Annotated in this window: 8 protein-coding genes; 2 read left to right on the forward strand and 6 right to left on the reverse strand. The window is 57.3% G+C overall.

Annotation, left to right across the window (positions count from 1 at the left end; translation table 11 throughout):
* Positions 1–406: 406 nt before the first annotated feature.
* Complete coding sequence (locus tag C1949_RS05785) at positions 407–2,035, reverse strand: ShlB/FhaC/HecB family hemolysin secretion/activation protein (protein ID WP_146040295.1); 1,629 nt, start codon at positions 2,033–2,035, stop codon at positions 407–409.
* 79 nt (positions 2,036–2,114) lie between these two features.
* Positions 2,115–7,856 (reverse strand): GLUG motif-containing protein, encoded by a 5,742-nt coding sequence (locus C1949_RS05790; protein ID WP_104737535.1) that lies wholly within the window; start codon positions 7,854–7,856, stop codon positions 2,115–2,117.
* Between the two features lie 222 nt (positions 7,857–8,078).
* On the opposite strand from C1949_RS05790, the gene C1949_RS05795 reads away from it, so the two are divergent.
* Together C1949_RS05795 and C1949_RS05800 are read left to right on the forward strand one after the other, a co-directional pair.
* Positions 8,079–9,014, forward strand: coding sequence for a helix-turn-helix transcriptional regulator (locus C1949_RS05795; protein ID WP_211287085.1), 936 nt, complete (start codon positions 8,079–8,081; stop codon positions 9,012–9,014).
* 80 nt (positions 9,015–9,094) lie between these two features.
* The gene (locus C1949_RS05800) at positions 9,095–9,466 is read left to right on the forward strand and encodes a hypothetical protein (RefSeq protein WP_104737537.1); all 372 of its coding nucleotides are present in this window, start codon (positions 9,095–9,097) and stop codon (positions 9,464–9,466) included.
* 157 nt (positions 9,467–9,623) lie between these two features.
* Here the strand turns inward: C1949_RS05800 and C1949_RS05805 are convergent, their stop codons facing one another.
* The 4 genes from C1949_RS05805 to C1949_RS05820 all read right to left on the reverse strand — a co-directional run bounded on the left by C1949_RS05805 (position 9,624) and on the right by C1949_RS05820 (position 12,474).
* Complete coding sequence (locus tag C1949_RS05805) at positions 9,624–10,502, reverse strand: diguanylate cyclase (protein ID WP_104737538.1); 879 nt, start codon at positions 10,500–10,502, stop codon at positions 9,624–9,626.
* Positions 10,503–10,607: 105 nt separating this feature from the next.
* On the reverse strand, positions 10,608–11,240 hold the full coding sequence (catB, locus tag C1949_RS05810) for a type B chloramphenicol O-acetyltransferase (RefSeq protein ID WP_104737773.1): 633 nt from the start codon (positions 11,238–11,240) through the stop codon (positions 10,608–10,610).
* Positions 11,241–11,308: 68 nt separating this feature from the next.
* The gene (locus C1949_RS19825; RefSeq protein ID WP_104737539.1) at positions 11,309–11,728 is read right to left on the reverse strand and encodes a GFA family protein; all 420 of its coding nucleotides are present in this window, start codon (positions 11,726–11,728) and stop codon (positions 11,309–11,311) included.
* A 251-nt stretch (positions 11,729–11,979) separates the two neighbouring features.
* The gene (locus C1949_RS05820; protein WP_188656498.1) at positions 11,980–12,474 is read right to left on the reverse strand and encodes a P-loop nucleotide/nucleoside kinase family protein; all 495 of its coding nucleotides are present in this window, start codon (positions 12,472–12,474) and stop codon (positions 11,980–11,982) included.
* Between the last annotated feature and the right edge of the window lie 14 nt (positions 12,475–12,488).

Below are 12,488 nucleotides of genomic sequence, written 5' to 3' on the forward strand. Positions count from 1 at the left end.
AGCGGACGTTAGCACAGCACAGCATGCAGCTGGCGCGGGTCAGCCAGTTGAAATGGATGAATATCAAATAGATGGATAACGTAAGGCGAGCCGCTACAAGCACACACCGCAGAGCGAACAAAGGGAGTAACCACGCACGCAGCCAATTGAGTCGCAGTACTCATATAGCCTCCCCACTCCGTCAACAGCCATCAATCGGGAAGTTTGAAGACTCACAAACCAGCCTGGCATTCGGTGAACATGTCATGAGCACAAGCCGTAAAAGGCTGGCGCTTTTCATCGGATTGCTAAGTTGACTACTTAGAACGTTGAGGATCGACCAAATGACGCCTTCTGCTCTTGCGCCGACGAGAGGAAAGTTCTGCAGTAACAACAGAACTCCCCAATCAGCTGGTCACGTATCAGGTCAGAACGACCACTGCATACGCCCCCACACCTGTGGTGTTCGCTCCGTGTCACTGGTGGGATGCTCGCCGCTGCGCCATGCGCTGGTAGCACTGAGCGTCAGTTGCGGGTGAGGTTGCCACTGCGCCCCCACCCCCACACTGCTCAGATTGCGATGGTAGTCGCCGTCTTGCTGAGGGTGACGTTCCAGGCGAGCATAGCCGCCATCCACAAACGCCGTGAACTGCCACTGCGGCCGCCACTGATAACGCAGCTCAACAGTACCGATAACCCCCTCATCCGCGCTGGCCTCACCCGCGGGATAACCGCGAACGGCATAGGGCCCGCCAAGCGACAAATGCTCTGAGCTATCAAGGTTGCCATCGGTCACCTGCCCCTGAATCGCCGTGTACAGACTGAATGGCCCCGCGAGCCGCTGCAGGCGCAGCAGCGAGTACTGCAGCTTGTCATAGCTGCCAAGGTCGGAACTGTCGCCACGCAGATGCCCATGCACCCAGTTCAGGCTGAACGCATTTACCCCACCGCCACCGAGACTGTCGCGCCAATCACCGGACAATCCCAGCGAGACACTTTCAGACGTCTTGTCGGTAACGATCAAGCCATCGAACAGTTCGTCAGTCAGGTCCTTGCGGTCCACCTGCAAGGTGCTGCGCAAGTTCAGCGTACGACTGCGAACCCAAGGGTGACTGACAAACACACCCACGGTGTCCGCGGTCCCGGTCGCGTCCAGGTCGTCAAAATCGCCACCCAGTTCGTAATCCATTTTTGAGGCCACAATACCCGCCCGCGTCCCCCACGGGCTGACCGGCACATCGTAGCGTGCCTGATAGTACAGTTGCTGTTCATCGGAGCCCAACAGAGACAGCGCGAAAGCATCACCAAACCCCAACGGGTTGGCCAAGTACAGCTCTCCGCCCAGACGATACGCCCCGGTGTGGCGATTGCCGTAGTTGTCGAGCGTCACCGCACCACTGACCAGCGGCTCATCTTCCAGCGCCACCACCAGATCAGACTGCCCCGGCTTGGCTCCTGCAGCGAGCGATGATGTCGCGCGTACACCCGGCACGTCATTGAGCAACAGCAGACGCCGCTCCAACGGTTTGAGCTTTACCGCATCGCCGGCCTCGAGCCCGCTCAGCGTCGCGGCAGGCAGCGCGTCGCGCAGGCGACTCGCGTTGTCCAGCGTTACCCGGCCATACTCCCCTTCAGCTATCGCCAGCGTAATCACACCGTCTTCACCTATTTCCTGTGCAGGCACATAGGCGCGACTCACCAGATAGCCTTGTTGACGGTAGTAAAGCGTAAGGCGCTCCGCAGCCTGATACAGCTCGGCCAACGTCAGCGTCTGCCCCTCCAGATCGGCCAACTGCGCCAGCAGCGCATCCGTCGGCAGTGTGCGATTGCCTTCAATCCGGAACTGCTGCACCGGAATTCGAACATCGGATTGCGGCGCCGTTGCAGGCACCTCTGTGGGTGCCTGTAATACAGGGTCCGCCGGGGCAGGCAACGCCGGGGCATGATCCTCAAGTATGCGTAAACTGTCGCCAGCCTGCGGCGGCTGTTGCGCCATCGCGGCAGTGGACGGCAGCCAACAGCAGACAGCCAACAACCCCAACCCTTTTGTACTCACTGCGATTCCCTCGATTTATTCCATGACAACAACCGCCAGGCCACACTGGACCTGGCGTTATCCCTCTGATCGGTCTGATCTATTCGGCTTGAGCGTCAGCGCGGCGATTAACCGCCATGGCCAACTGCAGAGTGTCAGTGCCGAACGGCTGCGGCTTATCCGCTGCGCCGGCCTGCAGCTGCTCGGCCGACACCCCAAAGCGCTGCAGCAGCTTGGCAACAGACTGCGCATGGGCGATAAAACGCGGCGGATCGATTGCCCTCGCCCCCGCCTCGCCGGCCTGTTCCATCAACTGAACCCGCGCCTCGGGGTTGGCTTTCAGGAACGCCGCCAGCGCCCCCAGCAGGCCCTGAGTGGCGGCATCCGTCCTGCCGAGCTCGCGACCTGAAAGGCCCGCCGCTTGCAGTTGCAACGCGTTAAGCCGCAACGCGAGCGGACGCTCCGGAGCAGCTGGAACAGTCAACGTTACCGCCCCGCCCAACCCTGACAGATTGAGACCATCGCCCTGCACCTCAAGCTGCAGCGCCTGTTGCTCCGGCGTCGGCAACGATTGCCCTCCGCCCTGTTGCGGGGGGTGATAGTTGATCGCCTCCTGGTATCCCTGCGGCGGCAGATAAGCCAAGATGCTGGCCAGAATCTGAATTGGACTATTGAGCTGATAGTTATGGCTATCAGCGCCATCCAGCACCCCGCTGACGGTCACGGTCTTGCCCTGGCCAATCTCGGCATCAGCAAACCAGGCGCTCAGATTCACCCGCAGGTCATCCCCACTGACCACCCCGTCCAGAGCCGCCGTCACGTCCGCATCGCTCGTGCCGTCGTAGACTTTGTGTTGCACCAGTACATTGATCAGATCGATCACCTTGGCGCTGATGCTGGCGGTGGTCGTGACGCTGTTCGCCGACAGGGCGTAGTTACCGGCATCCGCGCCCGACAGCAAGCCGCTGACGGTCACGGTTTTGCCGGTACCAGCGTTTTTGTTATCAAACGCCCCGGTGAGGGCCAGTTGCAGATCATCGCCGCTGATGACACCACTAAGATCGGCAGTCACATCCGCATCGGTGGCGCCGTCGTAAACTTTGTTCTGCGCAATGGCGTTAATCAGATCAATGATTTTCGGTGTCACCGTGAGCGTACCACCGGTAGCGGTCAGGTCGACGTTATAACCCGTGGCGTCCAGATCGCCGACCTGCCAGGTCAGCCCGTAGCTACCCGCATTCGCGCTTGCAGCAGTGCCTGCCGAGACAAGTGTGGGTGCACCGATGTTGCTGGCGTCGTCCTGAGTGAACACATTGCCGTAAGCGGCAGCGTCCACAAACCCGCTCAGCGTGTAATCGGTGCCGGCAACCGGCGTGGGGAATATGTCACCGTAGGTTTTGGTGTAGTTAACATTGTCGGTGACCGTGAGGGTGGGCTGCATGGCAAACACATAGCGGTTGCCCGGTGCCGTGACAGCTGGCGAGCCACTCCAGCTGGTATTCCAGAGCGCCTGATTACCGCTGGCCAGACCACCAAAGGTGTTGTCATCGGGGTTATCGCTGTAGATCAGCCAGCGACCATCTGCATGGCTGGTCTGTACAGCAGCACTCCCGGCCTCGTTAATAAACGCGCTACTGCTCAGCACCAGAGCATCGCCCGCCGCATCAGAGGAAAGCACAGCGCCCGCCGCGAGGTGAACATCGCCTTCGGCCTCGACCAGCAGTGCATTGTCTTCCAGTGCAACACTGTCGCTGACGTTAACATCGCCGCTGGCCTTCAGGCTCAGGGTGGCTCCCGAAACGTTATCTGCCACCTTGACGCCACCCAGGGTATTGACCAACCCCGCCGTCGCTTCGATGGTGCGGTCATCCGTGAGCAGGTAGTGGCTGTTACTGATGGTGCTACTCGCCTGAAAACCGACTAGGCCGCCGACCCTATCAGCGCCTGTCACCGCGCCCGTGGCATAGGACTGGCTGACGCTGCTGTTCCTTTGGGCTCCAATCAGGCCACCAACCGCTCTACCCCCAGTCACCGCGCCTGTCGCATAGGAGTGGCTGACATGGCTGCCTACCTCCTGAAAACCTATCAGGCCGCCAACAAAATCTCCCCCACCAGTCACCGTGCTTGTCGCATAGGCATCGCTGATGCTGGCGTTGCTGCCCCACTGCATACCGACCAGGCCGCCCACAAGTTTCTCCGCGCCAGTCACCCTCCCTGTCACATAGGCATTGCTGACATCACCATCAAATTTATTACCAACCAAACCCGCAACATAGCTCCGCCCGGTAATATCGATATTTTCCAGCCCTACATGGCGGAGCGTTGCGCCATCGGTGTAGCCAAACAATCCAACATAGTCTGTGGCTCGCCGATCAATAAACAGATCACCAATCACATGCCCAAGACCATCTAGGCCGCCGCCGAATCGATTGGCTAAATCACCAATGGGATCAAACCCCGCAGTGCTCCACATGCCCGAGTCATTGCTGCCATTGGCAATGCCGGCATCAATATCAGCTGCAAGGGTGTAGTCTGCGGTCAGATCCAGCGCGGCCAGTTGCAGCTGGTGCGCGTTGCGGATGGTGGTGCTGTATTCGCTGTACAAAAACGGCCGGGTGGAGCCTTCGATCATGGCCCAGGTGGGATTGCCGCTGCCGTCTTTGGCTATATACACGTCGCCGTATAGCTGCTCCCAGGTGCCGAGATTTTGATAGGCGCTGTGGTTGTAGCGGTTAGAGGCTGTCACCTCAGCCACGCCGCCAGATGCCCCACTCCCAATCTGCCCGGTGGAGGCGCTATCCCAGTGGCTGTCAACAATCGCGAAGAAGGTTTGGCCAACCAGCCCACCTACGTAAGTGCCCCCTGCCACTGCGCCTGTCGCGTAGGAATTCCGTATGCCGCCACGGTTTAAACCGACCAGACCGCCAATCCAATCATCGCCAGCAACTGAGCCAACAGCATATGACTCGCGGATGAGGGCACGTTCCGACCAGCCCAGCAGACCGCCAACGTATCTACTTCCTTGCACGCTACTGGCGGCATAGGATTGGCTCGTATCGCCATTCTCCTGATAACCAATCAGACCGCCGACATTGTCCAGGCCCTGAACCACGCCGCTGACATAGGATTGGGTGATGTTGCTGTACCTGCTATACCCAACCAGGCCGCCAACAAAGCTACCCCCCCTAACATCAACACCGTCCAACCCCACCTGGCGCAGGGTTGCGCCGTTGGTGAAGCCAAACAGACCTGTGTGGTCGGACGCATTCCGATCAATAAACAAACCACTGATCACATGCCCCAGCCCATCGAACACGCCACTAAATCGATTGGCGTCATCCCCAATCGGCACAAACCCCGCACCGCCGTTCCAGCCTGCCGTCGCGCTGGCATCAATATCCGCCGCCAGCACATAGTTGCTGGTCAGACCGCTGTTGATAGCTTGCAGCTGTTGCAGAGTGAGGATGACGTTATAGGCGTCGGGGCGATTGCTTGCGGTGATGGTGCCGCTGGGAAGGTCATGGCGGTTAAAGACCTGATTGCCCGACAGCCCCAGTAGATAAGGCGTGGTCTGATCACCAGCATTGCCCCACACCTCGCCAAACTCGAAACCGGTGAAGCTGTCGGCGGAGAACATTTGGGCGGTGGTCAGGCCCGTGCCGCCGGCGCTCGTTGCCTGGCCGGTTGTTTCGGTGTTCCAGTAGCTATTGGTGGTGCTGCCACTATCCTGACCCCCGACCAGACCGCCAACATCAATCCCCCCTGTTACCGTACCGGTGGCATAGGACTGGCTGATGCTGCCGTTCTGATACCCGACCAGACCACCAACGTACTGATTACTCCCCGTCACCGCACCGGTGGCATAGGACTGGCTGATGCTGCCGTACTGATACCCGACCAGACCGCCAACCCGGTTCGTCCCCGTCACCGCAGCGGTGGCATAGGACTGGCTGATGCTGCTATTGACGCGGCCATTGAAGCTGTCACCGACCAGGCCCCCAACATAACGCGTCCCCGTCACCGCGCCGGTGGCATAGGAGTGGCTGACACTGCTGCCACGCAGCCCACCCACCAGCCCCCCAACGTAATCCCGGCCCGTAATATCAATGTTTTCCAAACCCACCTGACGCAGCGTTGCGCCATCGGTGTAGCCAAACAGGCCGACCCAATCTGTGGTCTCCCGATCAATAAACAGATCACTGATCACATGCCCCAACCCATCAAACACGCCCTGGAAACTATTGCTGTAAGTACTACCAATCGGATTAAACCCCGCACCGCTGTTCCAGCCTGCCGTGGCGCTGGCATCAATATCCGCGCCCAGCACGTAGTTGCCTGTGAGCCCGCTGTTGATGCCTTGCAAAGCGTCTACGTCGGTAATGATGGTGTAGTCGACGACAGGGCCAGCACCACCCAACTGGGTACTGAAGCTGCCGGTTGAAGCCAGGTTGATGGGCGCCGTGACCCGGTATTGGGCTTCGGTGCCGTTAATCACCCCATCGCTGCTGCCCTGGCCGTATTTCAGCGCCAGACCGGCGGTGCCGCTGGCGTTAAGGGACTCATTGACGTGGATATCACGCTCGGCGCTGAGTGTGAGGGTGTTGTCGTTCCAGCTGACGCTGTCATTAACGAAAACATCGCCGTTGCCGTCGGTGGCGCCATTGACGCTCTGGATCTCGACGTCGGTGCTGGCAAGCTGGTTGCTCAGCGTGGCGCCGGTGATGTCACCGCCGCTGGCGGCGACGGTGAAGTCGTTGGGGTCGATCAGCCAGCGGCCGGTCTCGCCATGCTCAGCCTGCGTGGTGATCTGTGTGCTGTCGGCAATCGTGACGTGAGCACCGCTGGTTTCAATAAAACCGCCATCGCCGCTGGTGGGCGCTGAGGCGTCCAGCGTGCCGTCGATAGTGGCGGTGCCGCTTTGCATATCCGCCAGCAGCACGATTTTGCCGTCGCGTTCGGCCACGGTCTGCGCACGAATCTGCCCACTGTTGTTGACCACCGAATCGAGCACCTGATCAGCGGCGTGGGTGGTGAGGTAAACACTGCCGCCATCGGCCTGGATCGCGCCGTGGTTTTCCACCAGAGCATTGAGTTTGCCCTGCTCAATGGTGAGGTTGATCAAACCGTCGCCGGCAAAATCCAGCTGGATTTTCTCCCCGGCCGCCATGGCAACGCTGCCCAGGTTTGCGCGGATCACTCCTTCGTTACTCACCTGGCCGCCGAGCATCACCACAGCGCCACCATCGGCATGGATGGTGCCACGGTTGATCACCGCCTGATTGCCGCTGCCCTCAAAACGGTAGTTGCCGTCGACAAAGTCCTGATTGTCGATATCCAGCGTGGAAGCCACCAAGCCACCCACATTGACGCTGGCCCCTTCGGCAAACAGCACCCCGTTCTGGTTGACCAGAAACACCTTGCCGGTGGCATTGAGGTTGCCGTAAATCGCCGAGGGATCGTTGCCGATAACGCGATTGAGCGCCACGGCGGAGCTGCTGTTCTGGTCGAAGTTGACGGTGTTGCCTTCACCGATGCTGAACGACTGCCAGTCGATAATGGCCTTGTTTGAGCCCTGCTCGATGGTGAGCGTGTGGTCACTGGGCTGGCTGATGGATACATCGCCAGCGATCACCTGACCATTTTGCGGCAGGGTCGCAGCCAGAACAGACCCAGGTGCCGCGTACAACAACAGCAACATGCCTGAAGCGCCCCGCCATTGCCCGTTGCGTAGTGTGCCGCTGCCCTGCTTACCTCGCCCCTTGCCGCAGCCACGAGCCAACTCGGATACGGCCTGCCAAACGCCCAGCGCAGCATTGAAAACGGTTTTGAAGATGTGATTCATGGCGCTCCCTTCCCCGGGGGATGTCCGGCCCGGATTGGGCAATGACAGCTCCCCTGCGTGATGATTTCCGTTTGGGATGTAGGGTAGAGATCAGTGCGGTTAGGAACCACTTGGCGGATACATCATTTTCCGAGTTCTTATCATTTCCCCCGTATTGGCTGCCAAACCGGTGAATTCCGGTAGTATTCAGCCATGATAAAAAAACACGGAAGCGGCACGGAGGTGCCACTAGTTAAGGCAGACATGAGCGGTGGTCAGGCAATCGACCTGCCGGGCATTCGCGGTCGTATGGAACGTCTGGAATTCGCCAGTGGCATAGTGCTCTACCGGATGGAATATGAGGCGCTGGAAGACTGTTCCGTGCAGGTACAGAACAGTTTCAGCGAGCCGTGGATCGGCTCTGCGCTGCATCTGCAGGGCCGCTCCGAACTGGCCTACCCCGACGGCAAAACCTTTACGCTGACACCGGATTCGGCACTGTTGATGCGGGTTGACCCATCAGGCAGCCGCTTTCATCTGTTCAAGGGGCAGCTCATTCGCCATGTGGGCGTAGCGTCGACCCTGGCACCACTGCAAGCGCGCTTCAACGGCCAACTGCCGGAGCGTCTGTCGCTGTTCCATGACAGCGCGTTTGGCGACTTCCAGCTGGGCCAATCATTCTCGCCCAGCCCGCGCCTGCGTCAATTGGCAAGCAACCTGTTCGACAACCACGCCAGAGGCAGCACCCGACTACTGAAGCTCGAAGGTATTGCAAACCTGTTCCTTGCCGAAATCATCGAGCTGTTCTGCGAGGAAAACGATACAGAAGATCGCATTATCGTTTGGGAAAAGCAGGCCCTGAGCGACATCATCGCGCACATCGAAAACAACCTAGATGGCGCCCTGGCTCTGGCCAATCTGGCCGATATGGCAGGTCTGTCCGAGAACCGCCTCGATCAACTGTTTCGGCAAAAATTCCAGCTGAGCTGCGCTGAGTACGTGCGCAATGAACGCATGAGTACAGCCAACCGCTGGCTGGAAACAGGCGAATTGCCCGTGCGTGAGGTTGCCGAGCGAGTTGGCTACAGCCACGTCAGCAACTTCTCTCGCGCCTACCGAGCACGCTTCGGGGAAACGCCGGCACGGACACTGCGAAGAGGTGCATCCAGCAGCGGATAAGGCACTATCTGACGGTGTGCAGGGAAAGGCTGAATCGTCCTGTGCTAGAGTGCCACCTGACTCCAACCTGGGTAACCACCATGCTCGTGTACATTCTCATCGCCTGCGACCGTCTTGATGAAAAGCAGGAAAAAAAGCTCAAACAGAATCTGCCCGAGCTGCAAGCCGCCTTGCAGGTATATGCCGATGAGAACGTAGCAACCACGGTAACCCTGATCAACGACTGTGAAAGCGACGACTGTGAAGACTGGCAACTGGGCATCAGTCAACCGATCAAGAAGCCAGTTCACCTCAACCCGCCAGTGAACCTGTTCAACAGTCTGGCCCAGCAATACGACATCGACTGTGAGGTGGGCTATATCGAAGACGACGTGCGCGAAGCCGTCAGCTACTTTGGCAAGCACGAAGGTCGTGGCGAGGCGTTTCTGATTGCCGAATATCTGGGGCTTTAAACGCCCGACCCGCAGCGGCCATTCTCCCTCTGGCCGCTGCGGTCGGTAACGCTCTTCGACGAAGCAACACCTCTACCTTGCCGACTGCGGTGCAGACTGAGCAGCCCCACCAGGTTATCTAACCACCATCAAGCATGCTGCCCCGGGGTCTTGCCTCTCAACCTTCAGGGTGCAGCACCACACGGTTACGACCCGCAGCCTTCGCTTCATACATCGCCTGATCAGAACAACTTATTGACTCTTCCACGGATAGAGATGCGCCAAGAACGGTGACACCAAAAGAGGCCGTCACTTGAGCCTGACCAAAACCAAAACGCAACTTGGAGATGGCTGAACGCAAGCGCTCCATTACCTCCCCTGCCTGAGTAATGGTTGTGCCCGGCATGCAAATGATGAACTCTTCTCCGCCATACCGGTAGATCAGGTCGTAGGGGCGCAAACAGGACTTTACACACTGCACGATTGAAACGAGTACCAGGTCGCCAGCAGCATGACCATACGAGTCGTTTATTTTCTTGAAATGGTCAACATCGAGCATAGCCAGGGCGCAGGCTTGCTCCCCCCTTTGCACCAAAGCCTGCTGTTTTCGAAGCTCTGCAAGCAGGCCAGCTCTGGTTTCAATTTCAGTAAGTGGGTCTCGATTTTTAACAGCCTCGGCAAACTTGTGCCGTGCTGCCATTATGTCCAGCCGCATTTTTTCCCGACAGCGCTCAAAGTAATCCCACTCTTCAACCGGAATGACCGAACCAGCTGAAATCAATCGGAGGAATTCGCGCGCAACGCTATGTACCGTCTCGTGCGCACCTTTTAGTGACGTACAGTCAAAGCCCTCGTCAAAAACGATAGCTGAACGGTCTTCAAGCCATTTTCCAAAAGGGCACTGCAGGTGCGCATCAAGACGCAAATCTGCTTGATCTGGTGGCACGCGAGAAACCAATGTTCTCAACAAATTCCTGTACCACTGATCGTGAAGATAAATGGCATGATCAAGCTCAACAATACTTGCCTGTAACTGATGATTCGTTAAGGTGTCCACATCGATGTCTCTTTCCAGGTCTGACGCCCAGTTGGGGGACGGACTTTTAATCGCTAGGCGCCGAAAATATCGACCAAACCTAGAGCGAACGCCAGCAGCCGCTTGTCAAGCACTTGAGTTTTTCCAGGCCCGATAAAGGCCTGCAATGTCCGATGAACACAAAAAAGGCATCGCCCCTTTGATGTCGTCCAGCGGCCAATCCCACCACTGCATTTCCAGCAACAGGGCAATCTCCTGCTCTGAAAAACGTTTTCTTATGGCTTTGGCCGGGTTCCCTCCCACGATCGTATAAGGTTCAACATCCCTAGCCACCAGAGAGCGGCTGCCAATGACTGAGCCATGCCCGACCTTAACGCCAGGCATGATCATTGCCTCAGAGCCAATCCACACATCGCTTCCTATGACGGTATCACCCGCAGGCTGGAAGGCATCAACGGCTTCAGAAAAAGCAGGCTCCTCACTCATATAAAAAAAAGGAAACGACGTAACCCAGTCGTATCGGTGGCCTTGATTGCCCGCCATGATAAAGGCGGCGCCAGTTCCGATGGAGCAGAAACTGCCAATAATCAATTTATCGACATCATCACGATCCGGCAGAAGATAGCGGGCGCAATCATCAAATGAGTGTCCATGGTAGTAGCCTGAATAATAACTATAACGACCTACCTGGATATTAGGGTTCTTGACCTGCTCCGTGAGTAATTTCCCTTTGAATGGGCTATCAAAATAATTTTCCATGCGATCCATACCATAATCCGGCAGCAAAATTATGGCGCTGCCACTGCCTTGGGCGGCCGCCAGAATGGCTACAACAAGTTATTAAGTGACGCCAGGCTGTTAGCACCACCTTCAAGCCGAATGCACTCGGCAGACTCCCGCTCCCAAGGCGCAGCAGAACGAGTATGCAGGTGAACAGAAACCTGCGACGCGACAGGCTCTTCGAGCAAACCTGCCGGGATCCAGACCATTGAGCTATTCGACACATTATTGGGAACCGGACTTCCGCAGATAGAGCAAAAGTCACTTCGGAAACCGCTTTTTCTTTTATAGGACGTTATAAGCCCTTCACCTGAAAGCCAATGAAAAGCGGCACGTTGCACAAAGGTGGCAGCGTTGGCCGCTGCTCCAGTCGCTTTACGGCACAACGAGCAGTGACATTGATAGAGGTTTCGTATTGGCTCTTCAATTTTGAACGTTACACTGCCACAGAGACATGCTCCTTTCATCAACAGCCCCTTTTATACTGATTGCCAAACCAGAGGAAGAAACTGAGCTCGTCCTGCGAACCCGGAGGTTAAACCAGAAAGCAAGAAAAATGCCACGTACCTCCTTTAAACTTGTATTTCTTGTGATGTCCAACCGGCGAATTTTCAGGCCGATCGTCTAAAAGGCTTTGCGCACAACTCAGCAGCCCCGCCCCTTTCAGTCTCAGCGCGAGATCAGACAAACGTGCCTGTTCGCGCACGGTCTACGCTCCTTAGCGCTCGGCTGCAACTACGATGGTGTTGAAGCCTTCCTCTGGCGCGGGTGCCACAAAGTGCCTGGTAACCACCTCAAACATTTCCTCAGTGTCCGTTGCCGCCCGCTGAGGCTGCTCCATTCGCCGTTTGGCGATTTGCTTCAAGCAGGTCTCATCAGACTGATCAATGTAAATCAATTCATGTGCAGCCTGAATTTCAGAAAAAATGCTCTTAAACCACGCCCGCTGTGAAACCGTATTTGCCGGGAAGTCCATCACCACGTTAGTTCCGGTTGACAGGATCGACTGAACCAACTTCTTAATTTGGGGCTTTAGCAGCTCGGAATACGTTATGTAATCGTTCAAGGTTTTAATGCGATCCGGGTAAATGGCTGCAAGCCACTCGTCTTCCGACAGCAGTACCGCATTTCGTTCCCGGGAGAGTTCGCGCGATCGTGTGGACTTCCCTGCCCCCATTTTGCCGCAGAAAAATATTAATACCCCTGATTTCATCACCTACCTCTTAG

The organism is Halopseudomonas oceani (assembly GCF_002903165.1).
GTDB classification, from domain to species: Bacteria; Pseudomonadota; Gammaproteobacteria; order Pseudomonadales; family Pseudomonadaceae; genus Halopseudomonas; species Halopseudomonas oceani.